This is a genomic window from Shinella sp. JR1-6, assembly GCF_004284735.1.
In the GTDB taxonomy this organism is placed as follows: Bacteria; Pseudomonadota; Alphaproteobacteria; order Rhizobiales; family Rhizobiaceae; genus Shinella.
On record NZ_SHMI01000006.1, the window covers coordinates 329,226 to 354,998 of the forward strand.

Genomic DNA, 25,773 nt, shown 5'->3' on the forward strand with positions numbered 1-25,773 from the left:
GAGCCGCCTTTTCATTGCCCGGTCGCCGTCACCGCAGTGTCTTCCACGGATTGGCCGAAGCGCAGCCACTGGTCGTTGTAGTTCTTGCGCGTCACCGGATCGAAGACCGCGATGGGCGTGGAGACGGCGATGCTGGCGACGCTGCCCACCGTCTGGGCGGTGCCGAGCGCCACCGCACCGAGCCGGTCGCCGAGACCGACCTCGGAATCCGTGACGGTCTGGCCGGCGATCAAGCGGTTGCCGATCAGCCGCACCACTTCCGGGCTTTCGGCAAATTTTCCGTGGTTGAGGCTGTCACCGGATTTCAGCGCCGTCAGGTCGAGCACGATGATGCCCTGCTTTTCCAGCATGCTGCGATAGGGTTCCTGCGAGGGGTCGATCTGGCCGAGCCGGTCGACATTGCCGGAAATACGCCGCGAGAGCGTCAGTGCCCGATCATCTTGCGAGACGAACAGTGTGAATTGCGGACGCTCCTTGCCGATGGCGCGCAACTGCTGGCCGAAGACGTCCACATCAAGATCGGGCGAGGCAAGGATCACCTGCTGGATCTTCTTCGGAACGCGGCCATCGCGGATCGCCATCTGGCGCAGCGTCTCCACCGCAAGCCAGGTGCCCATGGAATGGGCCATGATGGTGATCTCGCCGACCTCGGGCGAGTTGACCGCAGCGCGCAGCAGTTCTTCCAGCGCGTCACGTGAGTAGTTGGTGCTTTCCTTGTCGTAGGAATAATCGAAAATGCTGGCGCGCGAGGGCCAGGTGAAGATCACGGGCGCGGCATCGGTCTTCGAATCGTGCACGATCTGCGCGAAGCGATAAACGGCATCCTCATAGCGATTGTTGAAGCCGTGTACGAAGACGAGCACGCGCCGGCTCTTCGGCAGGTGCCCGTCAAGCCAGGCACGGCTCTTCTGGGCACTGTCGACCGGCGTCACGCTGACAGTCGAAAAATCCTTTTGCGGATTGGCCGGCAGCTTTTCCGGCCATTGCACCTGGCCGACCTTGCGCTTGTCATCCGGAGGAATGGAAACCCTGATGTCGCGCATCACGAGTTCGGAGCCGCGCTCGCCGGAGAACAGCACGCCCGGCTGGTGCGAGGGCGCGCGCGTGGTGGCGACGAGGAGATCGACCGTTGAGACACCCGCCGGCGCTTCGCCGCTCGGCACGAGCACACCTTCCGGCCGGCCGGCGCAGCCCGCAAGGGCAAGCAGTCCGGCGAAGATCACGCGACGCAATACGCGCGGCATTTCGCGGTTCATCATGCCCCGCTTCCTTCCGCTTTCTGGTTTCGCCGGTGCAGGCAGCACCGCTTTCACCTGCTTAGCCGAGCGGCGCGCGGTTTTGAAGAGCGGCAAGCACCCAGCAGGGCGTACGGCGGCAAGGCGTGGCATATCGGTCACGTCGCCTGCCGGTGACCGAGCATGGACTTGCTGGCGACAATCAATCGTACCCAGATCAAAAATGGACGGAGACCACGGGAGGTCCGTGCTCCAGCCTACCCGGGATGAGCGGCCATTCGGCCGCCGGACGACGGGACCCGAGACCGCGATACGGACAGGGACCTTGTTCAAAAATTGACAGGCAAGGAGCGCTTTCATGGCAATGGTCGGAGGCACGATCACGCGTGTAGACACGCAGTTGGATTTTCTGGAGAGGGCCTCATCTGTTACCGGCCTCAGCGACGGCGGCTGGGTCGCTACCTGGTCGTCCGAGAACACGTCCACTGGGCGGACTGATGTTTACCAGCGGGCCTTCAATGCAACCGGAACGCGCAATGGCGGTGAAACCTGGATCGACGGGTCGATGAACGGCAATGATACGATGTGTGCGGCGAGGGCAATGACAGCCTGAGCGGCGGCGATGGAAACGACCAGGCCTATGACGGCAAGGGTTCCGACAGCCTCTCCGGCGGCAGGGGCCATGACACGATGGGCGGTGGAGAGGGGACGGACAGGCTGTTCGGCGGCCAGGACGCCGATATCCTTGCCGGCGCGGGCCGCGATGTGCTGGCCGGCGGCAAGGGGCGGATGTGTTCCTGTTCACCGCCAAGAGCGATTCCGGCACCAATGCCAGGATACGGGACACGATCACCGACTTCAGCCAGAAGGGAGGCGACAAGATCGACCTCGGCAGGATCGGTCTCGACAAAGGCAACGGGGAAGACCCGTTCTTCACCTTCCTCGGCAAGGGGGCATTCACCGGCAAGGCCGGGGAACTGCGCTACGAGATCAAGGACGGCAAGACGACGGTCCTCAGCGATCTCGACGGCGATGGGGATGGGGATGCTGATGTCTCGATCCTGCTCGACGGAACAATCAACCTCAAGGCAACCGACTTCATTCTGTTACGGCGGGAGGCGGTCGCCATGCGAGAGCGGGTCGAAACGCTAGCGATCTCCTGCCGGCTGGTATGGGCACGCGAAAGACCGAAGGCTTCCGCGAGGGAAGAGATGGTGCTCACGTCCGTCAGCATGTTTCCCGCCTCCGGAACCACCCCCTCTTCGAGGCCGGCGATGAACCGATCCATCAGCAACCCTCCCGCATCGGCCCAGGTGAAGATGGTGTAGAACGGGCCGGGCCTGTAGAGATCAGCATCCGAAACCAGGGGCCATCCCGACGCGTGGCGCAAGATGCGTCAACAGCCGCTCGGGTTCGGCCAGGAAGCGCGCGCTCCGGCATCGGCCATCGATAAGATCGAAGACATGAAGATGCAGGCCTACCACTGCGTCAGGATCGACAGGGTCAGGGCGGACGGGACGACCTCTTCTCCCATGCCCACCGGGAGAACAACTTCGTATTTCAGCGCCTCATCGAAAAAGGCGTAGGCGGTGTTGCGGCTGGCAATGCCGTGCTGGCGCGCCAGGAGGCCGAGGCCACGCCGCGTGAGCCCCGCACCGCCGCACCGGGCCGCCAGGAAATACTGCGCCAGGCCCGCATGGCAGAGCAGCCACCGTTGCTGGGTGGCGAAGAGCGCGGCCGTACGCGGCGCAGCCTCGTGCGCGGCAAGGAACCCCCGCGCCATGAAGCGGAGAGCCAGCGGGAACGCCCGCTCCGCGATCAGCCTATCTGCGGAACCCGCTTGCTGCACTGCTGGCGGCAGGCAAATATCTGATACCTCCAGGGGGACCGGAATGGTGGGCCGCCTTCCCGCCCCGAGCAGACCGGAGTGGGCCTGCCGCCGGGGCACCCGGCCGCTCATCGTTTTCTCTCATCAAACAGCTTGGCATCACGTCTCCCCGGACCCACGCATGCGCTTCGGTTTCCGGCCTTCACGGTGTGATAGGTCTCAAGCCGCGCGAATGTCCTGACGGCGCGGGGGCGCAGTTCTGAAATTTTCTGATTTTTTCTGAAACGGGGCCGATGGCGCCACGCATGCAAATCCCAGGCAAGCAGACAGGCGGAGGCATCCACCGGTTGACGGCGGCACCGGCGCTTCTCTATTTTGCGCCGGACCGCGACTGGGGATCGTGAGGAGCCGGTGTTGTTTTTTTCGGGATTCGTTCTGGATCCGGACCGCGCCGAGTTGCGTGGTCCAGACGGCGCCGTCATCCGGCTGCGCCCGAAGGCCTTCGAGCTCCTGCGGCTGCTCGTGGCCAACAGCCACCAGCTTCTTCCCAAGCGGGTCCTGCTGGACACGGTCTGGCCCGGCGTTCATGTCGGGGAAGACAGCCTCTTCCAATGCATTCGCGAAATTCGCGCTGCGCTTGGCGATCACGAGCGGCAGATGGTCAAGCTCGTGTCGGGCCGCGGGTATCTGTTCGCGGTCGATGTCTCCACCGCGACCGACGCCAAGCCGGCCATCCAGTCCTTGCCGATCGAGGCCTCCGGCGCATCCTCCCGGTTTCTCCGGACACGCAGGACCACGGCACGCATGATTGCAGTGGGCGCCACCGCCACCCTGCTGCTCGGGGCTTTTGCCATCGTGAAATCCGGCCTTTTTTCCGATCGATCAGCCCCGGTGGTCGAGGTCATGTCGTTCGTCGATACGGCGGCCGAGCCGCGCGAGGCAGCCCTCGCGCGCGGTGTGTCGGCGCAGCTGATCGCCGGCCTCTCCCGCATCGACGGCCTCCAGCTCATTGCCTCGGCGGGACAGGCAACAGCAGCCAGGACCGCCCCGACCCATCTGGTCCAGGGCGAGCTGCGCAAGAGCGCCCAATCCTGGATTCTTCAGACCCGCTTGATCGATACGGCGAGCCGCGAAGTCCTGTCGGTTGCCGAGGCCAAGGTCGATGCACAGCAACCCGATGCGCAACGGGTGCAATCCCGGCTTGCTGCCGGCGTGGGATATACGCTGGCCCTGAAGCTGGGAAGGTTGCGTGAGGACAGCCCTACACCCGGGAGCAGCACGGCCGATATCGCGATCCAGCAGGCCGCCGCATCGATCAACCAGACGACGAAGGAGCGCTTTGCAACGGCGCGCACGATTCTCGAGACGTATCTCGCCGGCGATCCGGACAATGTCGACCTGCAGGTTGCACTGGCGACGCTGCATCTGCGCGGCATCCAGATGACCTGGTACAGCCCTGCGCAGATCAACGCAGCGGAGAATGACGCACGCAAGCTGCTTGAAGAGGCCGTGGCGGCGCAGCCGCTTTCCGGATCGGCCATGGGCGCCTATTGCCGGTTCCTGACGGCGACGAACCAGTTCGCCGAAAGCCTTGTCGCCTGCACGAAGACCCTCTCGCTCAATCCCTGGGATGGCGCCGCCCTTTTTCAGCTCGGCCTGACGCAACTTCAGCTCGGCCGTTTCGAGGATGCGTTCGCGACCTTCCTGGAGGCAGACGGTTTCGACACGCCGGATGTTTCCCGCTGGACGTGGCTTCTGGGCGCGGGCCTCGTCTGCATCGTCCAGGACCGCAACGAGGAGGCGCTCGGCTGGCTGCAGCGTTCGATCGCGATCACGCCCGCCTCGGGGCGGGCTCACATGCTTCTCGCCGTCGCCTACCACCGTCTTGGCCGGGATTCCGAGGCCAAGGAAGCGCTCGCGAATGGGCTGGCGCTACGACCGGGAACGACGGCCACCAACATCGCCCTGCGCAAGGACAATGCAAGCGACGCTTATCTCCGCGCTGCCGGGAAAATCAGCAGCAACCTGGTCGAAATCGGCCTGCCGCCGTAACGCGACCATAGTGCCATGGGTGATTTCGGGCGTTCGGCTGCGGCGCGACAAAACCTCGTTCGCCGTGCCAGTTTACAGCATCGAGCCATATGCCCCTGCAAACCGAGGAGACTTCGTCTTAATCTAGATCTTTGGAAAAGAATGGCGCACCCGAAGAGATTCGAACTCCTGACCCCCAGATTCGTAGTCTGGTGCTCTATCCAGCTGAGCTACGGGTGCGCTGGCAGTTGCGGGTGTGTTGCCCGGCTGCGAGGCGGTCTCTAAAGGGTCCTCCGGCCTATTGCAAGCGTCTTTCGCAGAAAAAATGTACTTTTTTCTTCGGCCCGTCACACAGCACCGGCAAAACCCCGGATTATGAGGCGCGGTGGCGGAACGCATCGAGGGGAACGGGACGATCCGGCAGTTCGATGCGGAAGAGCGTGCCGGGCGTCTGCTTTTCGACCAGCGCGATCGTCCCCCCATGGGCGAGCACCAGCTCGCGGGCGATCGCAAGGCCAAGACCCGTGCCCCCTGAACGCACGGAGCCGCGGAAGGCGGCAAAGAGGTTGTCTCGGGCCTTTGCGGGCATGCCGGGGCCGTTGTCGTCGATGGCGATGGACACGACGCTTCCGGTGCGCAGACCTGTGACAAGCACGGTGCGCCGCTCTGCGCCGCTGTCCTGCGACAGCGCCTCGACGGCGTTGCGGCACAGATTGTGGATGACGCGGAAGAGCTGCTCGCTGTCGGCGTCGACCTGGAGGCCCGGCTCGACCTGCGCCACGAAATCGATGTCACTGCGCGAATCGAGCGCCAGCACTTCGGAAACCTCCTGCACCAGCGGGCGCAGCGCGACGAAGCGGCGCCGCGGCTCCGGCTCGCGCATGCGGCCATAGGAGAGCACCTCGTTGGTATAGCCCACCGCCCGGTCGATGCTGCGCAGAAGCTTCGGCGCCACGCGCTTGACCACGGGGTCGTCGACATCGGACAGGCGGTCGGACATCAACTGGGCCGAGGAGAGGATGTTGCGCATGTCGTGGTTGATCTTCGACACGGCGAGACCGAGATCGGCGAGGTTCTTCTGCTCCTTCAGCGTGCGTTGCAGCGTCTGCTGCATGGCCGCGAGATGGATGCCCGCAACGGCGATCTCGTCGCGACCGCCGGAGGGTTCCAGGACACGCGCCGGGTTCGAGGGATCGGCGGCGAACTCCTGGATGTTCGCGGTCATGCGGCGGATCGGGCGGATCAGCAGCCGATTGAGCGCGAAGAAGATGGGGCTTGCGGTAACCAGCGAGATGATCATCGACAGGGTCAGGACATTGCGGGCATGCCCGAGCATGGCGCGGCGCAATGCCCGCTCGTCAAGCAGGAGTTCGATACGCGTGCTGGTTTCCCCAACCGGACCGAAAACGCGGATGACGCGCTCGCCGCCGAAAAGCAGCGTCTCGAAGGCATCATAGACGGATGCGAGCGTCGAGACGTCGGAGAGGTCGTATTGCGCATCGATGCTCGGCGGCATATCGACGGCGGCAACCATGCGTGAGGCATCCTGGCGCCTCAGGATGATCGCCTTGGTGCCGGTCGCCATCAGCGCCTCTTCCTGCACGGGGCGCGGCAGCTCGTGATCCGGCAGGCCCTCGATGACGACGCTCGCGGCGGCGGCCGTATTCAGGCGGTCGCGCAGCCATTGAAGACGCATGTTGGCGACCGACGGCACGAAGATCAGCACTTCTGCGATCAGGACGAAGATGGCCGTGACCAGGAGGAGCCGCCCCGATAGACCGGACAGAAAGCCGACCGCCGGCACCGGCTTCTCGGTCAAGGACGGTGTCCCGTCTCTGTCCACCATGTTTCAACTCCCAGGCAGGCCGCAGCGCGGCAAACGCATCGTGACCGAAGATCGACGACGTATTTCAGCCAATTATAGGAGATTACGGCAAATTTTCCAACGCTGCCGCGGAAACGACAAAAACGCGGCGATCCTGAGATCGCCGCGTTGAAAGGCTGAATCCGGCTACGAAATGCCGCAGCGCTCCCGAACGCGCCGGGAATGACCGATCAGAATTCCTCCCAGTTCTCCTGTGCGACCGCTGCCGTTGCGCCGCCGCGATTGCCACCGAAGGCGCGGGCGACATTACCCATCATGCGGCGGGCGGGCGATTCGACCGGTCGGGTCTCGGCGCGCACGGCCGCCACACGCTGCACGGCATCCCCCGTGCGGAAGCGGGCGACGAGGTCGGCCAGGCCGTCGGCTTCGCCCTTCAGCTTGTGCGTCGCAGCCGAGGTTTCCTCGACCATTGCGGCATTGTGCTGGGTGACCTGATCCATCTGGTTGATGGCGGTGCTGATTTCCTGGAGGCCCGTCGCCTGCTCGCGGGCGGCGGTGGCGATCGCGTGAATGCGGTCGTTGATGGTGACGACGCGGCTTTCGATGTCTGAGAGGGCCGCCCCCGTCTCCTGCACATACTTGACGCCAACGGACACTTCGTCGCCCGACTTGGTGATGAGGCCCTTGATGTCCTTGGCGGCGCTGGCGGCACGTTGGGCAAGCTCGCGCACTTCCTGCGCGACGACGGCGAAGCCCTTGCCCGCCTCGCCGGCACGCGCAGCCTCGACGCCGGCATTCAGCGCGAGAAGGTTGGTCTGGAAGGCGATCTCGTCGATGACGGAAATGATCTGGCTGATCTCGTTCGAGGCCTGCTCGATGCGGCTCATCGCGCCGATGGCATTGCGCACGATATCGCCCGACTGCTTGGCGCTCTGCGTCGCCTCGCCAACCATCGATGTCGCCTCGTTCGCCCGTTCCGTCGAATTCTTGACGGCAGCAGTGATCTCTTCGAGGGCAGCGGAGGTTTCTTCGAGCGCGGCGGCCTGCTGCTCGGTGCGCTTGGAAAGATCGTCGGAAGCCGTGCGCAGCTCGCCGGAATTGGCGTTGATCGCATCCGTCGAGGCACGCACCTCGCGCATGGTGCGCTGCAGGGTGGCCAGCGTGGCGTTGACGTTCTGCTGCAACTCGGCAAAGGCGCCGCGGAAGGAACCGTCCATGGTCTGCGTCAGGTCACCCTCGGCGAGCGCGCCGATGACGCGGCGGGTTTCGGCAATCCCCTCCTCCACGCCGGCGACCAGCTCGTTGACGCTGCGGGCAAAGCGGTTGAGGTCGTCGTTCTGGTAGTCCTTGCTGATGCGCGAGGAGAAATCGCCCGCCGCTGCGGCGTGCACGACGGTGGCGATCGAGGACTGCAGGTCAGCGCTCTTCTCGCGCAGGATCTCTTCCTGGGCGTTGAGGTCGCGCACGGTGATGGCGTTCTGGCGGAAGATGGCGACGGCTGCGGCCATTTCGCCGATCTCGTCCTTGCGGCCGGCATAGGGCACTTCCGTGTCGAGATCGCCGCCTGCGAGGCGGTTCATGGTCTCCGTCACCTTCTGGATCGGACGGCTGAGTTCATTGGTCGCGATATAGAAGGCAACACCGCCACCGAGAGCAAGGCCGACGCCGACAGTGCCGAGCACCAGAGTCAGCATGAGAGTTTCAAAGGCAGCGATCTCAGCCTTGATGGCGGTGAGGTTCTCGTTGTCCGTCTGGACGACGGCGTCGATCTCCTTCTGGAAGGCCTTGCGGTTCGCACGGTTGAGCTCGTTGTTGCCCTGTTCGTTGGCCGCGACGATCGAGACCGTTGTGCCGAGGCTCGCCGTTTCCATGCGGAAGGTGCGGAATTCGGCTGCACGCGCCACGACGGCGTCAAAGGCGGCCTTCTGCGTCTCCGGCACGATCGGGCGCCATTCGTTCAGCGTCTTGTCGATGCCGTCGAGTTCCTTGGCGATGCCTTCGGCAAATTTCTTGGCGCCGTCGGTGTCCTTGGAGGCATAGATGCCGCGAGCTTCCATCACGACGGCAGTGACCTGCCGGTTCAGGTGCTCGCCGAGGAAGGCACGGTCTGCGGCATTCTCATATTCATGGAGCTTGTTGCTGTATTCCGAGACCACATGGACGGCGATGCCGCCGATGAGGACGGAGATGAGGCCCATCAAGCCCACAATGAGATAGATCTTGCCGCGTATCTTCACGTTCGCACTCCAAAGAACGGTGGGTGGCAAGAGGGCATGGCCCACCTCACCTTCGCGAAGGACGGTAAACGCTAAAGGTTAATTAGACCTTGATACAACCGCCCAAATATTGAGCGTATTCACAACCACTAATGCATTGATGCAAGAGAGGAAACCGGGAAATCCGGGAGGAATTGCCTCACGTAACGTGACCAAAACATGACAAAGCACAATTCATATACAACTTTTAGGTGCTATTCCGTTAACGATTGTGACAGCCGCGCGCACCAGCGCCTGCGCAATTGACTTTCGACCGTTTTTGCCCTTATAAGCCGCGCACGTCCGGAAAGCATGGCTTCCCGCGAGGGCAATCCTATGCCGGACTTCAACGCTCCTTGCGTAACGCAAACCCAAGAAGGGCCGCACACCGCGGTATTAAATAAATGTCGAAGCGTACCTACCAACCCTCCAAGCTTGTTCGCAAGCGTCGTCACGGTTTCCGCGCCCGCATGGCAACGAAGGGCGGCCGCAAGGTCCTGTCCGCACGCCGCGCCCGCGGCCGCGCACGTCTCTCGGCCTAAGGCCGTGCCTGCCCGAACAGAGGCGACGGGCATATGACGAAAACTGTTGAGAAATCTGCTGTCGGGCGGCTGAAAAGCCGTCCGCAGTTTCTTTTTGTGCGCGAGGGCGAGAAACGCAAGGGACCACTGTTCCTTCTCGAAGTGCGCGACCGGCAGATGCCGGACGAAGCGCCCCGTGTCGGCTTCACCGTCACCAAGAAGCACGGCAACGCCGTGGAACGCAATCGCATGCGCCGGCGCCTGAAAGAGGCGGTGCGGCTATCGGCCGGGTTTGCAATGGAGCCCGGACACGACTATGTGGTTGTCGCCAGACGGGACGTGTTGAGCGCACCCTTCAAAACCCTTGAAGCCCGTCTGAACGACAGGATCGCGACGGTCAAGAAACAGAAGCAGCAGCAGCGCCCTGCTGCTCCCGGGAAAGAGTGATGGAAAAAAACCGCAATTACTTCGTGGCGATCGCGCTGTCCGTGCTGATCCTCGTTGCCTGGCAGTTCCTTTATGTGAACCCCAAGCTGGAGAAGGACCGCGCCGCGCTCGAGGCGCAGCAGGCCGCCCAGAGCCAGCAGACCACCACCTCCGGCGGCACGACGACCGCGACCGGCACAAGCGGCACGCTGCCCGGCGGCACGGCGGCCACCACCGCGACCGAGACGCGCGAGACGGCACTGGCCCGATCCGCCCGCGTCGTGATCGACACGCCCTCGCTTTCCGGCTCCATCAGCCTGACGGGCGCCCGCTTCGACGACCTGAAGCTGAAGGATTTCCACGAGACCGTCGACAAGACGAGCCCGATCATCACGCTGCTCAGCCCCGCCGAGACCGAACACGGCTACTTTGCCGAGATCGGCTATGTCGGCAGCGAGGCGACCGGCCAGGTCCCCGGCCCGCAGACCGTCTGGACGCAGGACGGCACCGGCAAGCTGACGCAGACCACCCCGGTCAAGCTCACCTATACCAACGACAAGAACGTCACCTTCACCCGCACCATCTCGGTCGATGAACACTACATGTTCACGATCTCGGACAGCATCGAGAACCGGACGGATGCGGCAATCGCGCTTTCACCCTACGGCCGCTCGACGCGCTTCTTCAAGCCGACGGACCCGTCCGTCTACGTGCTGCACGAAGGCTTTATCGGCGTGCTTGGCGAACTCGGCCTGCATGAGGTGAAGTACACCGAGACCGAGGACGACACGACCGTTTCGCCCGGCAAGGCGACCGGCGGCTGGCTCGGCATCACGGACAAGTACTGGGCGACCGCGCTCGTGCCGCCGCAGACGACGCCCTACGAGACGCGCTTCTCCTATTTCAAGGACGGCCGTCCGCGCTACCAGGCGGATTATCGCCAGGACGACATCTCGATTGCGCCGGGCCAGTCCGTGGAAGTCAAGAACCTGTTCTTCGGCGGCGCCAAGGAAGTGCCGATCATCGACCAGTACGAGACGTCCTACTCCATTCCGCAATTCGACCTGATGATCGACTGGGGCTGGTTCTGGTTCTTCACCAAGCCGATGTTCCAGCTGATGGACTTCTTCTTCCGCTACTTCGGCAATTTCGGCATCGCGATCCTCATCACGACGATCGTCGTCAAGGGCCTGTTCTTCCCGCTTGCCAACAAGCAGTACGCCTCCATGGCGAACATGAAGAAGATGCAGCCGAAGATGGAGGAACTGAAGGCCAAGCACGGCGACGACCGCATGGCGCTGCAGCAGGCGATGATGCAGCTCTACAAGGAGGAGAAGATCAATCCGCTCGCGGGTTGCTGGCCGATCCTCCTGCAGATCCCGGTGTTCTTTGCGCTTTACAAGGTGATCTACGTCACCATCGAAATGCGCCATGCACCGTTCTTCGGCTGGATCCAGGATCTTTCGGCGCCGGATCCGACGTCGCTGTTCAACCTGTTCGGCCTTCTGCCCTACGACGTGCCGCACTTCCTGATGATCGGCGTCTGGCCCATCATCATGGGCATCACGATGTTCCTGCAGATGCGCATGAACCCGACGCCGCCCGACCCGACCCAGGCGATGATCTTCACCTGGATGCCGCTGATCTTCACTTTCATGCTGGCAACCTTCCCGGCCGGCCTCGTCATCTACTGGGCCTGGAACAACACGCTTTCGATCATCCAGCAGGCGATCATCATGAAGCGCCAGGGCGTGAAGATCGAGCTCTTCGACAATCTCAAGGGATTGTTCGGAAAGAAGGCCGGATCGTCCTGACGGCCGAACAACGAAACTCCAGGAAACCCCGGCCCTCGCGCCGGGGTTTTCTTTTGCCGTTTTTTCTGCAAGGCCCGCTTGCGACATCGCCCCGTCGCTGGCATGGAAGCGGTGCGGGCGGATCCCTGTCATGCTCGCGACGATCCCTTTGTCCCGACACCGTTCCGAACGCAGAACGGCTTTCCGCCCTTTTGCCGGACTTGTCCTTGCGAGCGCATCATCATGTCTGCCTCCACGCTTCCGGTCACTCCCACGCTTCCGGACAGAAGGGGGCAAGGCTATGGCGCCGCCCTCGTGCTCGGCTCGGCCGTCGTCTGGAGCTTCGGCGGCACACTGGCGCGCTTTCTCGCCATTGAGGACGGCTGGACTGTCGTCTTCTGGCGCTCACTCTTTGCCGCCCTCTTCCTGCTCGGTTTCATGCTGCTGCGCGACAGCCCACGCGGCACCGTGCAACTGTTCCGGGGCATGGGCCTTGCCGGCATCGCGGTCGGCCTCTGCTTTGCCACCGCCTCCACGTCCTTCATCCTCGCGCTGGCCTATACGACCGTCGCCAATGTCGTGCTGATCCAGGCCGGCGTGCCGCTGATCGCGGCGCTGATGGCCTGGCTGCTGTTTCGCGAGAGGATCGCGGTCCACACCTGGGTCGCCATCGCGGCGGTGATCGGCGGCGTTGCCATCATGGTCTCGGAATCGCTCGGCGGCAGCGTTTCCATGACGGGCGATGCGCTCGCCCTGCTGATCGCCTTCGCCTTCGCCACCGCAACGATCATCACCCGGCGCTTTGCCCATGTGCGCATGACGCCCGCCGTCTTCTTCGGCACGCTCGTCGCCTGCGCGGTGGCGGCAAGCCAGGCTTCCGGCTTTGCCGTGAGCGGCCAGGAACTCGCCGTTCTCATCGTTTTTGGCGCGCTCAATTTCGGCCTCGGCCTTGCGCTCTTCGTCACCGGCGCCCGCCTGGTTCCCTCGGCGCTCGCCGCCCTGCTCGGCACGGCCGAGACGGTGCTGGCGCCGCTCTGGGTGGCGATCATCCACGGAGAAGTGCCCGGTGCGCGCACGATCGTCGGCGGCATCATCGTGCTGGCGGCACTCCTGTGTTATCTCGGCGTCGAACTCTGGCGGCAGCGGCGCGCTTGACTTTCGCAGCCAAAACCCGGAAGCCGGGGGCCGGACAACAAGGGCGCGATTTATGACCGAGACGACGTCGCAGGACGACAAGCCGCTGTTCGGCAGGCCGTGGATCTTCATCCGCGGCGTGCCGGCGATGAAATTCCTGCCGCCCGAGGGGCCGCCGGAGATCGCTTTCGCCGGTCGCTCGAATGTCGGTAAATCCTCGCTGATCAACGCACTGGTCGGCCACAAGGGCTTGGCACGCACATCCAACACGCCCGGCCGAACGCAGGAACTCAACTACTTCGTCCCGGATGGCTTTTCCGGCGCGGAGGACGACCTGCCGCCGATGGCACTCGTCGATATGCCCGGCTACGGCTATGCCCAGGCGCCGAAGGAACAGGTCGACGCCTGGACCAAGCTCGTCTTCGACTACCTGCGCGGTCGCTCGACGCTGAAGCGCGTCTATGTGCTGATCGACAGCCGCCACGGTATCAAGAAGAACGACGAGGAGGTTTTCGCCCTGCTCGACAAGGCGGCCGTCTCCTACCAGATCGTGCTGACCAAGACCGACAAGATCAAGGATGCCGGCGTGCCGCGCCTCGTTGAAGAAACGCTGCAGAAGATCGCCAAGCGTCCGGCCGCCTATCCGGAGGTGCTGGCCACCTCCTCGGAAAAGGGTCGAGGGCTGGACGAATTGCGCAGCGCCATCATCACGGCGATCACGCGATAAAAGAGCCGCCGGCAGAACCGGCGGCCCAGGGCTGACGAAGGCTGATCCGAGCCGAAAGAACGCGGGCCCGGATTTTCGAGGTCAGGCCTTCGGCAGCAGAACCTTGTCGATGACGTGGATGACGCCGTTCGACTGCTTGACGTCGGCGATGGTCACGGACGCCGTGCCGCCTGTCTCATCCGTCAACGTGATCTTGTCGCCGTCCATCTTGGCGGAAAGCATGCAACCGCCGACGGTCTTCACGGGGTGATTGCCGCCATCATCGGCGATCATCTTGCCGATTGCTTCCGACAGCGCATTTGCCGCCACCACATGGCAGGTCAACACCTTGACCAGCTGATCCTTGTTTTCCGGCTTCAGCAGCGTGTCGACCGTACCGGCCGGCAACGCCGCGAAGGCCTCGTTGGTCGGCGCGAAGACGGTGAAGGGGCCGGCACCCGACAGGGTCTCGACGAGCCCGGCGGCTTTCACGGCAGCCACCAGCGTCGTATGGTCCTTCGAATTGACGGCGTTTTCGACGATGGTCTTGTTGTCGTACATCGGCGCGCCGCCAACCATCGGGTTTTCCGCGCGAGCCGCAAAGGCACCAAGCGCGAAAACCGTGACGAGGGCAGCGGTGCGAAGCGTGAAACGGGTCATGGATAGGGTCCTTTTTTCCGGCCCCGCGGCATGCGGGTCCTCCCGGTTGTGATGCCCGAGGGGCGATCACTGGGAGCAACGGGCGCCTTGAAAAAAGAGTTTCAGGACAGGCGAACTTTCTTACAAACCATTGTCCGGAAAACGAAAAAGCCGCGAAACGCGCGGCCCTCTTCGTTTTCTTCGTTCCATCAATCGAAGCGGGCTGCACCTGATGCGATGACCGGACCAGTCACGCTACCGCTCATCGATCCGCCAAAGGGCTCGACGCTGACAGCAAGGACCGAACCCTGCACGATGCGGCTACGCATGACCGCCGGCACAGCCAGCTCACCTTCGCCGGTTTGCGGCAGGACGCCAAGCGAGACCGGCGATTTTCCGTCCTCGACGAGCCAAAGCTCCAGCGATTTTTCCTTTTCCTTTCCGGCTGCGACGGGCGTGACGCGCAACGCACCGTTCGCCTCGTCGTAGCGCGCAACGAGATTGATCGCAGCTCCCTCGCCGGCAAGATCAGCGACCAGCCGGCCGCCGCTCTGCGGGCGGGGCGCCAGAAGCGTGCTCATCGAGAAGGCAAGCCCGGCAGCAACGGCAAGCGAGGCGAGTGCAAGCGAACGCCAGAGGGCCAGCGAATTCCAGAAGCCGCCGGAGACCTTGCCGGAAAAGGCGGCGTCCGGCGGTGAGGTGCCAAGGATGCGCTGCTCGATGGCGGAGAAGGTGCGGGGCGGTGGTTGCAGCACCTCGTAATCGTCATTGAAGGTGGAGAGGTTTTCTTCCCAACGGTTCACCATGGCGGCGAACTGGCGATCCTCGGCAAGCCGCTCCTCCACCTTGCGGCGGTCTTCGGCGGAAAGCACCCCGAGCACGTATTCGCCCGCGATCACCTCGTCGCGGCGGGGGTCTCTCATGTCTTTGTCGGGCGCCGTCATCGGCTCATGCACTCTCTCAGTTTCAGAAGGCTTCGGCGAAGCCAGGTTCTCATCGTGTTCAGTGGCACATTGTGGATTTCGGCAAGCTCTTCATAGCTCAGACCCTCTATATAGGCACGCCGGACGGCCGATGCCCGTCCGGGCTCCAGCTCCTCCATGCATGTATCGATCCGACGGCCCTCCGACTGCAACACGACGGCCTCCTCCGGCGTCATGAGCGGGTCGGCAATATCATAGGCCTCATCGATGTCCGTTGCCACCGGTCTTCGCGCACGAATGACGTCAATGGCGTGGTTGCGTGCGATCGCGGCGAGCCAGGCCATCGGGTGCACATTGCCGGCCACGTAGCGATCGGCACGCTGCCAGATCTTGACATAGACCTCCTGCAACGCCTCCTCCGCTTCGCTCCTGTCGCGCAGGATACGGAGGCAGATGGCAAAAAGTTTCGGGGCACTCGCCTCGTAGAGCACGGCGAAGGCCTTGCGGTCCTTCAGTGAAACGCGGCCGATGAGGTAGGAGATGTCATTGCCGGTCACGCGCCGCTCCCTGCCTGTCGCGCCGCAACCCTAGTCTTTTTCCCCGACCATACGCAATCTCGTATCCAAATCATTCCATCGTCACGAAACATGCGTTAAACAGGCGCCCACCCGTTCCCAAGAGGCCGCCATGTCCCTATCCGAAAGCGAAACCCAAGCCCGCCTTCTCGCGCAAGCCCTGCCCTTCATGCAGCGCTACGAGAACAAGACCATCGTGGTGAAATATGGCGGCCACGCCATGGGCAATGCGGAACTGGGCAAGGCTTTCGCCAGCGACATCGCACTGCTCAAGCAGTCGGGCGTCAACCCGATCGTCGTGCATGGCGGCGGCCCGCAGATCGGCGCGATGCTGAGCAAGATGGGCATCGAATCGAAATTCGAAGGGGGCCTGCGCGTCACCGACCAGAAGACGGTCGAGATCGTCGAGATGGTGCTCGCCGGCTCGATCAACAAGGAGATCGTCGCGCTGATCAACCAGACCGGCGAATGGGCGATCGGCCTTTGCGGCAAGGACGGCAACATGGTCTTCGCCGAAAAGGCCAAGAAGACCGTCATCGATCCGGACAGCAATATCGAGCGCATTCTCGATCTCGGCTTTGTCGGCGAGGTGGTGGAGGTCGATCGCACCCTGATCGACCTGCTTGCGAAATCCGAGATGATCCCGGTCATCGCTCCCGTCGCGCCAGGCCGCGACGGCCATACCTACAACATCAATGCCGACACCTTCGCCGGCGCCATCGCGGGCGCACTGAACGCGACGCGCCTGCTCTTCCTGACGGACGTACCCGGCGTGCTCGACAAGAACGGCCAGCTCATCAAGGAACTTTCCGTGGCCGAAGCCCGCGCCCTCATCAAGGACGGCACGATTTCCGGCGGCATGATCCCGAAGGTAGAAACCTGTATCGACGCCATCAAGGCCGGCGTGCAGGGCGTCGTCATTCTGAACGGCAAGACCGCCCATTCCGTGCTGCTCGAAATCTTCACCGAGCATGGCGCCGGCACGCTCCTCGTGCCCTGATCCGGCTTCGGCGCTGCTTCAGCCGTAGGCGAGCAGCGCCAGCACCCCGACGACGATGAGCGCGCAACCGGCGATTTCCAGACGGTTGATGCGCTCCTTGAAGATGAAGACGGTGGAGGCGAAGGTGAACAGCATCTCCACCTGCGCGAGCGCCTTCACGACGGCAGCCTGCTGCAACGTCATCGCCATGAACCAGCCGAACGAGGCGGTGGCGCCGACAAACCCGACGAGAAGCGCCGGGCGCCACGCGGCCGCGATGCGCGGCAGTTCGTTCCTTTCACGCAGCAGGATCCAGCCGAGCATCAGCACGGTCTGCAACACGATCACAAAGACCAGCGTATAGCTTGCCTGCATCATGTAGTCCGGCACCGGCAGTGTCGGTGCAAGCGCCAGCGAGGCGGAGCGGTAGGCGACGGCGGAGATGCCGAAGAACGTGCCCGACAACAGACCGATCGCAGCCGTCCGCGAAAAGACCGACGTCACGAGCGTGCGCAGCGACACCACGCTGCGGGCCACCGAGATGATCATCACGCCGGCAACGGAGATGGCGATGGCGACGAGTGTTCCGGCCGAAGCCCGCTCGCCGAGGAAGACCAGCGCGAAGACGGCCGCTTGCGCCGGCTCCGTGCGCGAATAGGCCGTTCCGACCGCGAAATTGCGGAACGAGAAGAGGTGGACGAGGAGGAAGGTCGCTGCGATCTGGCCGATCCCGCCGAGAACGGCCCAGAGGAAGAAGGCCGCCCCCGGCACCGGCAGCGGCCTTGCCAGCACCACGGCGAGGATGCCCATGTAGAGGAGCGCAAAGGGCACGCCGAAGCCGAAGCGCACAAAGGTCGCACCCGTCGTCCCCATTCTGCCTTTGAGATGTTTCTGCATGGCGGAACGGACGTTCTGGAGGAAGGCCGCCGCGACTGTGATGAGAACCCAGATTTCCATATCCTGCCGCTAACACGCGGGCCTTGCCGAATCCATCACCGGATCCGAACGGCATGGAAAATTCCATTTCCCTCGGCGCGGGCCCATGCCATAAGACGCCCATGAGCGATCTTCCGAACAAAGCCGATTTCAGCCATGTGCGTGACTGGGTCTTCGACCTCGACAACACGCTGTACCCGCATCATGTCGATCTCTTCGCCCAGATCGACAAGAACATGACGGCTTACGTCTCGGCCCTGCTCGGCCTGTCGCGCGAGGACGCGCGCACCCTGCAGAAGCAGTATTATTTCGATCATGGCACGACGCTGAAAGGCCTGATGATCCATCACGCCATCGATCCGGCGGACTTCCTCGAAAAGGCGCATGCGATCAATTACGACGTGCTGTCGCCCGACCTGCCGCTCGGCGAGGCGATCCAGGCGCTGCCGGGCCGCAAGTTCATCTTCACGAACGGCAGCGTCAAGCATGCCGAGATGGCGGCAAGGGCCCTCGGTATCTTCCACCATTTCGACGACGTCTTCGATATCGTGGCTGCGGAGTACGTGCCGAAGCCGGCGGGCGCGACCTACGACAAGTTCATGGCGCTGCACCGGGTCGACACGAAACAGGCCGTGATGTTCGAGGATCTGCCGCGCAATCTCATCGTGCCGAAGACGCTCGGCATGAAGACCGTTCTGCTGACCCCGCGCGACGAGAATCATGAATTCGTCGATGCCTGGGAGAAGCGGACGGACGGCGACAAGCATATCGACTATGCGACTTCAAACCTGACGGCCTTCCTCAACGCGCTGCTCTAGGCAAGAGCCCGACATATTACCGACACGGAAAAAACCCTTTTCCGTCAAAAGCTTGAATTACCAATTTGTAACTGGTGCCGGCCGGCATTCCCCCTATCCTGCCTCCCCAAGGGACGCTGATGGATGGAAAGGAATGACCATGACCAAAAAGGAACTTCTTCTCGGCGCCGTCGCTGCCGGCCTTCTTCTTTCGGGCGTCGCCGCCCCCGCATTTGCCGCCAAGGGCGAGGGCCGGCACGGACCGCGTCATGCCGCGATGGTCGAGCGTCTCGACACCAACAAGGACGGCAAGGTCTCGCTCGACGAGTTCAAGGCCAACATCTCCGCCACTTTCAAGACCTTCGATGCCGACGGCAACGGCCAAGTGACGAAGGACGAGATCAAGACCCGCCACGACGCGTTCCGCGAGGCCCGCAAGGTCGTGCGCGATGCGGCCGATGCCGACAAGGACAAGGCCCGCGAGGCGCTGCGGGCTGCCGGTCCCTTCATGCTGCCCGGTGCCGGCCGCATGTTCGACCGCGCCGACACCGACAAGAACGGCACGCTCTCCGAAGCCGAGGTGCTCGCCTCTGCCGAGACGATCTTCGAACGCCGCGACAGCAACAAGGACGGCGCGATCGACACGGCGGATGCGCGCCCCCACAAGGGTAAAGGCTGGGGCAAGGGCCACCACGGCAAGGGCGGCGAGGAGCGTGCCGAGCGCATGCTGAAGCGCCTCGATGCCAACAGCGACGGCAAGGTCTCGCAGGACGAATTGCTACAGCGCGCCGCAGAAACCTTCCAGCGTTTCGACGCCGACAAGAACGGCGAGGTGACGAAGGCCGAGGTCGATGCCAAGCGCGAAGCCTTTCGTGATGCCCGCAAGGCCTACCGCGCCGTGAAGGCGACCGATGGGGAGGCCAAGGAAGCCGCGCTCAAGGCGCTGAGCGAAGCCCGGTTCGACCGCATGGGCGGCCGCATGTTCGAACGTGCCGATGCCGACAAGAACGGCGCGCTGACCAAGACGGAGATGGAAACCGCCGCAGCGGCGATGTTCAAGCAGCGCGACCGCAACGGCGACGGCTTCATCACCGCCGACGAGATGGGCAAGCGCCACAAGTAATCAGCCCGTCGGATACAAAACGCCCCGGTCGATGCCGGGGCGTTTCCGTCGGTGAAGCCACTCCCTCGCCTCGATACGGGGCGGGAAAGACAGAGGAGCAGCCTCGCGGCGTGTCAGCCTTGAGCGGCAACCGCCTGCTCGGCTTCCAGATTCTCGTAAAACTTCACGATGATGTCCCAGGCCTCGTCGGCCGTCTCGACGAACTGCATCAGCTCCACATCACCCGGCGCGATCGTGCCAAAGGCCGCGAGCGCTTCGAAATCGATGATCTTGTGCCAGAACGCCTTGCCGAACAGGATGAGCGGCACCAGCGCCATGCGGCCCGTCTGCATCAGCGTCACCGTCTCGAACAGTTCGTCCAGCGTGCCGAAGCCGCCCGGAAACACCGTCACGGCCTTGGCGCGCAGCAGGAAGTGCATCTTGCGGATCGCGAAATAGTGGAAGTTGAAGCTGAGCTCCGGCGTGACATAGGGGTTCGGCGCCTGCTCGTGCGGCAGCACGATGTTGAGGCCGATCGACGGCGCGCCGATATCGGCCGCCCCGCGATTGCCCGCCTCCATGACGCCAGGCCCACCACCGGTGACGACGACATACTCCTTGAAGTCGAGCTCGGCCGATTTTTCCGAGCACATGCGCGCGAACTTGCGCGCCTCCTCGTAATAGACCGAAGCGGCTTCGAGGTTGATACGCTGGGTCTCGTTGCGCGCTGCCCAGGCCTCCTGGCCGGGCGCGGGAATGCGCGCGCCGCCGAACATCACGACCGTCGACTTGATGCCGCGTTCGGCAAGCATCATCTCGACCTTCAGGAGTTCCAGCTGGAGGCGGACCGGGCGTAGCTCCTCGCGGCAGAGGAAATCGTCATCCACATAGGCAAGCCGATAGGCCGGATGGGCCGACTGCGGCGTCTGCGGCACCACCGCAGCGCGGTGCTTGTCCTGCGCGCTGTCGGCCAACGGATCCCACACGCCATCCTTGCGACGCAGATTCTTCTTCTTCAGTCTTGCCATGTCACTTTCCTGCTTGCTGGCCTGCTTTCCGGCCCCACGGGATTACCATTGCGCCCGTGCGACAGTATCTGCCGGAAAGGGGCTTCATCTTTTCCGGCACTTGCTCTAGAGCATTTTGCAGATCGATGAAATCAACCTTCCGGCATCCCGACAATCGAAAATAAGCCTCGAAGTTTAAGGAATTCCGATGAGCCTGTCCGACCTCGCCACCCTTTCCGCCACCATCGAGCGCGCCTTCGAGGAACGCGACGGCATAAACACCGGCACGCGCGGTGAAGTGCGCGATGCCGTGGAGACGTCCCTCAACCTTCTCGACGCCGGCAAGGTGCGCGTTGCCCAGCGCGGCGAGGATGGCACCTGGACCGTCAACCAGTGGCTCAAGAAGGCCGTTCTGCTCTCCTTCCGCCTCAACCCGATGGAGATCGTCAAGGGTGGCCCGGGCGATTCGTCCTGGTGGGACAAGGTGCCCTCCAAGTTCGACGGCTGGAGCGTCAACGAATTCGAGAAGGCCGGCTTCCGTGCCGTGCCGAACTGCGTGGTGCGCCGCTCGGCCTATATCGCGCCGAACGCCATCCTGATGCCTTCCTTCGTCAATCTCGGCGCCTATGTCGGCGAGGGCACGATGGTCGATACCTGGGCGACGGTGGGCTCCTGCGCACAGATCGGCAAGCACGTGCACCTCTCGGGCGGCGTCGGCATCGGCGGCGTTCTGGAGCCGATGCAGGCCGGCCCGACGATCATCGAGGACAATTGCTTCATCGGCGCCCGTTCGGAAGTCGTCGAGGGCTGCATCGTGCGCGAGGGCTCCGTGCTCGGCATGGGCGTCTTCATCGGCAAGTCGACCAAGATCGTCGACCGCGCGACGGGCGAAGTGACCTATGGCGAGGTGCCGCCCTATTCCGTCGTCGTCGCCGGTTCCATGCCGTCAGACAAGACCATGCCGAACGGCCTGCCCGCGCCAAGCCTCTACTGCGCCGTCATCGTCAAGCGTGTCGATGCGCAGACCCGCTCGAAGACCGGCATCAACGAACTGCTCCGGGACTAAGTCATGGCGGTCGTGGAAGAGCAGAGGCCGAGCCTCGCCTGGCTCTTCTTCGGCTGGTCCGGCCGGGTCAGCCGGGTGCCCTTCGCGCTCGGCTGGGCGTTCTGGCTCATGCTGCTTTCGGCGGCGCTCGCCCGCATCATCATCGTGCCGAAGGAGGATCCCTCCTTCCTCCTCTGGTCCTTCGTCTTCGTCGGCATGGCGCTCGTCTCCACGGTCTCCTCCGTTCTCCTGACGGTCAAGCGGCTGCACGACATGAACCTGCCGCTGCCGCTGATCATCTGCCTGTTCATCCCGGCCATCTCCTTCTTCGCGCTCTTCGCCTTCATGGTCTGGCCGGGAACGAACGGGCCGAACGACTATGGCAGCCTGCCCAATCGGCCGAAAGACTGACAGGCCCTCTTCTGGCGCGCGTGACAGCGCACGGGCGATCGGCTAAATCTCGATTCTCACTCCTCCCTTTCGTGCCGTGACCGCATGTCCATGACCCCCGCCGATCCGATCGCCAATCTCGCAACGCTCATCCGCTGCCCCTCCGTCACCCCTGCCGAAGGCGGAGCGCTGTCGGCGCTCGCCGCCATGCTGGAGCCGCTCGGCTTCACGGTGGAGCGCATGACGGCGCGCGAGCCCGGCATGCCCGACATCGAGAACCTCTATGCCCGCATCGGCACCGAGGAACCGCACCTGATGTTCGCCGGCCACACGGATGTCGTACCCGTCGGCAACGCGGCGGCCTGGACGCATGCGCCCTTCGGCGCCGAGATCGCCGACGGCGAGATGTTCGGCCGCGGTGCGGTAGACATGAAGGGCGGCATCGCCTGCTTCGTCGCCGCCGTCGCGCGCCAGATCGCAAAGAACGGCCCGCCGAAGGGTTCGCTCTCCTTCCTCATCACCGGTGACGAGGAAGGCCCGGCCGTCAACGGCACGATCAAGCTGCTGCAATGGGCCGCGGAGCGTGGCGAACGCTGGGATGCCTGCCTCGTCGGCGAGCCGACGAATCCGGACCAGCTCGGCGACATGATCAAGATCGGCCGGCGTGGCTCCGTCTCCGGCACGATCACGGTGCATGGCGTGCAGGGCCATGCCGCCTATCCGCATCTTGCCGACAACGCCGTGCGCGGCGTGATCGCGCTCACCGACGCCCTGATGCACCCGCCCTTCGACGCCGGCACGGAGAACTTCCAGCCGTCGAACCTCGAGGTGACGACGATCGACGTCGGCAACCCCGCGACCAATGTCGTACCGGCACAGGCGATCGCCCGCTTCAACATCCGCTTCAACGACAGCTGGACGGCCGAGACCGTGATGGCCGAGATCGTGCGCCGGCTTGATGCCGCAGCGCGCGACGAAAGGCTGCGGCCGGGCCGCCCGCCACTCCGCTACGACATCGCCTGGGCCGAACGCCCGAGCCACGTCTTCCTTACCCGCAACGACCGGCTGGTCGCCTCGCTGTCGGGTGCCGTGGAGACCGTGGTCGGCCGTGCGCCGAAACTGTCGACGACGGGGGGCACCTCCGATGCCCGCTTCATCAAGGACTATTGCCCGGTCGTGGAGTTCGGCCTCGTCGGACAGACCATGCACATGGTCGACGAGCGCGTGGCCGTCGCCGATCTCGAGACACTGACCGTGATCTACGAGACCTTCATCCAGCGCTGGTTCGGCGATGCCCAGGCTTGACGAGGTCCTGTATTATCTCACCGGCGTCTTCCTGCTCGTGCGGCAGAAGCAGGAAGGCTTCGGCTGGCTGGACCTGACGGTGCGCGGGCTTGCCCGTTCCTTCTGGGCCTTCGCCTGGTGCCTTCCCGCCTTTGCCGTCATCTGGGCGTCCTGGCGGCTCTATTTTCTCGGCAGCATGCCGGCGGGAACACCTGCCGGCCTCCCCTTCTTCGTCAAGCTCCTGGTGATCGACGTGGCGGGCTGGCTGCTGCCCCTGGTGCTGCTTCTGGCGCTTGCGCGCCCGCTCGGCTACGGCAGGCATCTGGCAACCGTCGTGACGGCGGGCAACTGGATCGCCGTGCCCTTCGCCTATGCGGCGGCGATCCCCTTCGCGCTGACGCTGGTTCTGCCGGGGAGCGCGCCCTTTGCCGGCCTGCTGCTCTATGCGGTCTTCGGCGCCAGCGTCGTGCTGCAATTCCGCCTCGTCTGGATGTGTGTCGGCAAGCAGACGCTGCTCGCCTCCGCCATCACGGCGATCTACGTGCTGCCGCCGATGATTGCCGGGCAGCAATTGCAACAGGCTCTCGGCACGCTGCCGGGCTGACCGGCATTCCTGCGTCCGGAAACGGTTAGTAGTCGACAGCCATGAAGTAGAGCCCGTCCGGCGGCGCAACGGGGCCGCAGGCCTTGCGGTCACGCGCCTCAAGCGCGCTGCGCACATCCTCCGGCGTCCACTTGCCCTCCCCCGCCAGCTTCAGCGTGCCGGCGAAGGAGCGGATCTGGTTGTGCAGAAAGCTCTGCGCCGAAACGCGCATCTCGATCAGGTCGCCGCTGCGCGTCACGTCCAGCCGGTCGATGGTGCGCACCGGGCTGTTCGCCTGGCATTGGGCAGCCCGGAAGGTCGTGAAATCATGCCTGCCGACCAGCATCTGCCCGGCGGCATGCATCATCTGGTGGTCGAGCGTCCTGGTCACAAACCAGGCCCGGTTCGCCTCCAGCGCCAACGGCGCCGGGCGTGAGATGATGCGGTAGAGATAGTGCCGCTTCACCGCCGAGAAGCGGGCGTCGAAATCATCGGGCACCTCAGCGGCATCGAGGATCACGACCCGCTCGCGGGCCATGCCGAGATGGGCGTTGAGCGCGTTGCGCAGCGTGTGGTCCTTCCATACCCGTGAAAGATCCGCATGGGCCACCTGCCCCATGGCATGCACGCCGGAATCCGTGCGCCCCGCGCCGCGGATCGAGACGGCCTCGCCCGTCAGCGACAGGATGGCCGCCTCGATGGCCCCCTGCACGGAGTGCCCGTTGTCCTGCCTCTGCCAGCCGACATAGGGCGTGCCGTCATACTCGATGCGGAGGCGGTAGCGCGGCATCAGCCGATGACCTGGCCGGCCGCGACCGGCGTGCCGCGAAGGAAATCCGCTGCGTCGAGCGGCTTGCCGCCCGCCTTCTGCAGGCGCACGAGCCGCACGGCTTCGCCATCACCGCAGGCGACCGTGAGCCGGTCGTCGAGAACCGTGCCGGCAGCCTTCGCCGTGGTTTCACTCGCCCGCGCACTCGCCAGCACCTTCACCCGCTCCGACTTGCCGCCGACCGGCAGCTCGAACCAGGCGCCGGGTAAGGGCGAGAGACCGCGGATATGGTTGTGCACATCGCCGGCCGGGCGGGAAAAATCGATGCGGGTCTCGGTCTTGTCGATCTTGGCGGCGTAGAGCACGCCCGTCTCGGCTTGCGGGGTCAACGGCAGGTCGCCGGCCTCCAGCTTTGCCATGGCCTCCGTCATCAGGGCGCCACCTGCCTGCATCAGGGCGTCATGCAGCTCGCCGGCCGTCATGCCGTCGCCGATCGCCACCCGGCGGGTGAGCGCGACCGGGCCGGTATCAAGCCCCTTTTCCATCTGCATGACCATCATGCCGGTTTCCGCATCACCCGCCATGATCGCCCGCTGGATGGGTGCCGCGCCGCGCCAGCGGGGCAGCAGCGAGGCATGGCCGTTGTAGCAGCCGAGCCGGGTACCGGTCAGGATCGCCTCCGGCAGCAGGAGACCATAGGCGACGACGACGGCGACGTCCGCCTTCAGCGCGTGAAAGGCCGCGCGATCGGCCTCCTCGCGGAAATTGAGCGGCGTGAAGACCGGAAGCCCAAGCTTTTCCGCCGCCTGGTGCACCGGCGACTTCACCAGTTCGAGGCCACGGCGGCCGGCCGGGCGGGGCGGCTGCGAATAGACGGCGACGATCTCGTGGCCGGCTTTCACCAACGCCTCCAGCGTCGGCACGGAGAAATCCGGCGTGCCCATGAAGATGATGCGAAGGGCCATCGGTCAGCCTCCATGAAAGCAATAC

The 25,773-nt window shown here is 64.1% G+C and carries 26 protein-coding genes, 1 tRNA gene and 1 pseudogene; 16 read left to right on the plus strand and 12 right to left on the minus strand.

Annotated features, from left to right (window positions below; all coding sequences use genetic code 11):
- Positions 1 to 11 precede the first annotated feature (11 nt).
- Positions 12 to 1,259, minus strand: a complete 1,248-nt coding sequence (locus tag EXZ48_RS13865) for an alpha/beta hydrolase (protein ID WP_023516031.1) — start codon at positions 1,257 to 1,259, stop codon at positions 12 to 14.
- A gap of 334 nt (positions 1,260 to 1,593) precedes the next feature.
- Between EXZ48_RS13865 and EXZ48_RS34870 the strand changes: the two genes are divergently transcribed.
- The 3 genes and pseudogenes from EXZ48_RS34870 (at position 1,594) to EXZ48_RS35475 (ending at position 2,563) form a co-directional block, all read left to right on the plus strand.
- Positions 1,594 to 1,848 (plus strand): hypothetical protein, encoded by a 255-nt coding sequence (locus EXZ48_RS34870; RefSeq protein ID WP_165909351.1) that lies wholly within the window; start codon positions 1,594 to 1,596, stop codon positions 1,846 to 1,848.
- Positions 1,821 to 2,009, plus strand: a pseudogene (locus EXZ48_RS35470) (calcium-binding protein); the annotation flags it as partial. The gene EXZ48_RS34870 and the pseudogene EXZ48_RS35470, both read left to right, overlap by 28 nt.
- A 17-nt stretch (positions 2,010 to 2,026) precedes the next feature.
- The gene (locus EXZ48_RS35475) at positions 2,027 to 2,563 is read left to right on the plus strand and encodes a hypothetical protein (protein ID WP_130516492.1); all 537 of its coding nucleotides are present in this window, start codon (positions 2,027 to 2,029) and stop codon (positions 2,561 to 2,563) included.
- A gap of 149 nt (positions 2,564 to 2,712) precedes the next feature.
- Here the strand turns inward: EXZ48_RS35475 and EXZ48_RS13885 are convergent, their stop codons facing one another.
- Entirely contained in the window at positions 2,713 to 3,018 is a 306-nt protein-coding gene (locus EXZ48_RS13885; RefSeq protein ID WP_130516494.1) for a hypothetical protein, read from the minus strand.
- A 456-nt stretch (positions 3,019 to 3,474) separates the two neighbouring features.
- Here EXZ48_RS13885 and EXZ48_RS13890 point away from each other — a divergent pair, with 456 nt between their 5' ends.
- Complete coding sequence (locus EXZ48_RS13890; protein WP_130516496.1) at positions 3,475 to 5,115, plus strand: winged helix-turn-helix domain-containing protein; 1,641 nt, start codon at positions 3,475 to 3,477, stop codon at positions 5,113 to 5,115.
- Between the two features lie 142 nt (positions 5,116 to 5,257).
- On the opposite strand, the gene EXZ48_RS13895 is transcribed toward EXZ48_RS13890, so the two are convergent.
- The 3 genes from EXZ48_RS13895 to EXZ48_RS13905 form a co-directional block, all read right to left on the minus strand.
- Positions 5,258 to 5,334, minus strand: a tRNA-Arg gene (locus tag EXZ48_RS13895).
- 133 nt (positions 5,335 to 5,467) lie between these two features.
- Positions 5,468 to 6,940: a HAMP domain-containing sensor histidine kinase gene (locus tag EXZ48_RS13900; RefSeq protein WP_050742621.1), complete on the minus strand. Its 1,473-nt coding sequence runs from the start codon at positions 6,938 to 6,940 to the stop codon at positions 5,468 to 5,470.
- A gap of 209 nt (positions 6,941 to 7,149) precedes the next feature.
- Positions 7,150 to 9,156, minus strand: a complete 2,007-nt coding sequence (locus EXZ48_RS13905; protein WP_130516498.1) for a methyl-accepting chemotaxis protein — start codon at positions 9,154 to 9,156, stop codon at positions 7,150 to 7,152.
- A gap of 422 nt (positions 9,157 to 9,578) precedes the next feature.
- Between EXZ48_RS13905 and rpmH the strand changes: the two genes are divergently transcribed.
- From rpmH to yihA, 5 genes are all read left to right on the plus strand, one after another.
- The gene (rpmH, locus tag EXZ48_RS13910) at positions 9,579 to 9,716 is read left to right on the plus strand and encodes a 50S ribosomal protein L34 (RefSeq protein WP_037405882.1); all 138 of its coding nucleotides are present in this window, start codon (positions 9,579 to 9,581) and stop codon (positions 9,714 to 9,716) included.
- Positions 9,717 to 9,749: 33 nt separating this feature from the next.
- The gene (rnpA, locus tag EXZ48_RS13915; RefSeq protein WP_023515341.1) at positions 9,750 to 10,142 is read left to right on the plus strand and encodes a ribonuclease P protein component; all 393 of its coding nucleotides are present in this window, start codon (positions 9,750 to 9,752) and stop codon (positions 10,140 to 10,142) included.
- Complete coding sequence (yidC, locus tag EXZ48_RS13920; RefSeq protein WP_024270218.1) at positions 10,142 to 11,935, plus strand: membrane protein insertase YidC; 1,794 nt, start codon at positions 10,142 to 10,144, stop codon at positions 11,933 to 11,935. The genes rnpA and yidC overlap by 1 nt, the downstream gene beginning before the upstream one ends.
- 222 nt (positions 11,936 to 12,157) lie before the next feature.
- Complete coding sequence (locus EXZ48_RS13925; protein ID WP_130516500.1) at positions 12,158 to 13,069, plus strand: DMT family transporter; 912 nt, start codon at positions 12,158 to 12,160, stop codon at positions 13,067 to 13,069.
- A 52-nt stretch (positions 13,070 to 13,121) separates the two neighbouring features.
- Entirely contained in the window at positions 13,122 to 13,775 is a 654-nt protein-coding gene (gene yihA, locus EXZ48_RS13930; RefSeq protein WP_023513934.1) for a ribosome biogenesis GTP-binding protein YihA/YsxC, read from the plus strand.
- 81 nt (positions 13,776 to 13,856) lie between these two features.
- Here yihA and EXZ48_RS13935 read toward each other — a convergent pair whose 3' ends face one another.
- The 3 genes from EXZ48_RS13935 to EXZ48_RS13945 form a co-directional block, all read right to left on the minus strand.
- A complete protein-coding gene (locus tag EXZ48_RS13935) occupies positions 13,857 to 14,414 on the minus strand; it encodes a fasciclin domain-containing protein (protein WP_023513933.1) in 558 nt (185 codons plus the stop codon).
- A gap of 188 nt (positions 14,415 to 14,602) precedes the next feature.
- On the minus strand, positions 14,603 to 15,337 hold the full coding sequence (locus tag EXZ48_RS13940; protein WP_050742624.1) for an anti-sigma factor domain-containing protein: 735 nt from the start codon (positions 15,335 to 15,337) through the stop codon (positions 14,603 to 14,605).
- Positions 15,334 to 15,873 (minus strand): sigma-70 family RNA polymerase sigma factor, encoded by a 540-nt coding sequence (locus EXZ48_RS13945; protein WP_024270219.1) that lies wholly within the window; start codon positions 15,871 to 15,873, stop codon positions 15,334 to 15,336. Before EXZ48_RS13945 ends, EXZ48_RS13940 begins: the two co-directional genes overlap by 4 nt.
- Positions 15,874 to 16,003: 130 nt before the next feature.
- Between EXZ48_RS13945 and argB the strand changes: the two genes are divergently transcribed.
- Positions 16,004 to 16,891 (plus strand): acetylglutamate kinase, encoded by an 888-nt coding sequence (argB, locus tag EXZ48_RS13950; RefSeq protein ID WP_023515234.1) that lies wholly within the window; start codon positions 16,004 to 16,006, stop codon positions 16,889 to 16,891.
- 18 nt (positions 16,892 to 16,909) lie between these two features.
- On the opposite strand, the gene EXZ48_RS13955 is transcribed toward argB, so the two are convergent.
- Positions 16,910 to 17,827: a DMT family transporter gene (locus EXZ48_RS13955; RefSeq protein ID WP_023515235.1), complete on the minus strand. Its 918-nt coding sequence runs from the start codon at positions 17,825 to 17,827 to the stop codon at positions 16,910 to 16,912.
- A 101-nt stretch (positions 17,828 to 17,928) separates the two neighbouring features.
- Here EXZ48_RS13955 and EXZ48_RS13960 point away from each other — a divergent pair, with 101 nt between their 5' ends.
- Positions 17,929 to 18,624: a pyrimidine 5'-nucleotidase gene (locus EXZ48_RS13960; RefSeq protein WP_037405961.1), complete on the plus strand. Its 696-nt coding sequence runs from the start codon at positions 17,929 to 17,931 to the stop codon at positions 18,622 to 18,624.
- Between the two features lie 133 nt (positions 18,625 to 18,757).
- The gene (locus tag EXZ48_RS13965; protein WP_130516502.1) at positions 18,758 to 19,726 is read left to right on the plus strand and encodes an EF-hand domain-containing protein; all 969 of its coding nucleotides are present in this window, start codon (positions 18,758 to 18,760) and stop codon (positions 19,724 to 19,726) included.
- A gap of 113 nt (positions 19,727 to 19,839) precedes the next feature.
- Here EXZ48_RS13965 and EXZ48_RS13970 read toward each other — a convergent pair whose 3' ends face one another.
- The gene (locus EXZ48_RS13970; RefSeq protein ID WP_050742627.1) at positions 19,840 to 20,733 is read right to left on the minus strand and encodes an LOG family protein; all 894 of its coding nucleotides are present in this window, start codon (positions 20,731 to 20,733) and stop codon (positions 19,840 to 19,842) included.
- A 187-nt stretch (positions 20,734 to 20,920) separates the two neighbouring features.
- On the opposite strand from EXZ48_RS13970, the gene dapD reads away from it, so the two are divergent.
- From dapD to EXZ48_RS13990, 4 genes are all read left to right on the plus strand, one after another.
- Positions 20,921 to 21,778 carry a 2,3,4,5-tetrahydropyridine-2,6-dicarboxylate N-succinyltransferase gene (gene dapD / locus EXZ48_RS13975; RefSeq protein WP_130516504.1) on the plus strand — a complete coding sequence of 286 codons (858 nt, stop codon included), beginning with the start codon at positions 20,921 to 20,923 and terminating at the stop codon, positions 21,776 to 21,778.
- A 3-nt stretch (positions 21,779 to 21,781) separates the two neighbouring features.
- Positions 21,782 to 22,168 (plus strand): DUF805 domain-containing protein, encoded by a 387-nt coding sequence (locus tag EXZ48_RS13980; RefSeq protein ID WP_050742629.1) that lies wholly within the window; start codon positions 21,782 to 21,784, stop codon positions 22,166 to 22,168.
- A 90-nt stretch (positions 22,169 to 22,258) separates the two neighbouring features.
- On the plus strand, positions 22,259 to 23,452 hold the full coding sequence (dapE, locus tag EXZ48_RS13985) for a succinyl-diaminopimelate desuccinylase (RefSeq protein ID WP_130516601.1): 1,194 nt from the start codon (positions 22,259 to 22,261) through the stop codon (positions 23,450 to 23,452).
- Positions 23,439 to 24,035, plus strand: coding sequence for a hypothetical protein (locus tag EXZ48_RS13990; RefSeq protein WP_130516506.1), 597 nt, complete (start codon positions 23,439 to 23,441; stop codon positions 24,033 to 24,035). The genes dapE and EXZ48_RS13990 overlap by 14 nt, the downstream gene beginning before the upstream one ends.
- A gap of 25 nt (positions 24,036 to 24,060) precedes the next feature.
- Here EXZ48_RS13990 and truA read toward each other — a convergent pair whose 3' ends face one another.
- Positions 24,061 to 24,804: a tRNA pseudouridine(38-40) synthase TruA gene (truA, locus tag EXZ48_RS13995; RefSeq protein ID WP_130516507.1), complete on the minus strand. Its 744-nt coding sequence runs from the start codon at positions 24,802 to 24,804 to the stop codon at positions 24,061 to 24,063.
- On the minus strand, positions 24,804 to 25,748 hold the full coding sequence (fmt, locus tag EXZ48_RS14000) for a methionyl-tRNA formyltransferase (protein WP_130516509.1): 945 nt from the start codon (positions 25,746 to 25,748) through the stop codon (positions 24,804 to 24,806). The genes truA and fmt overlap by 1 nt, the downstream gene beginning before the upstream one ends.
- Positions 25,749 to 25,773: the final 25 nt, after the last annotated feature.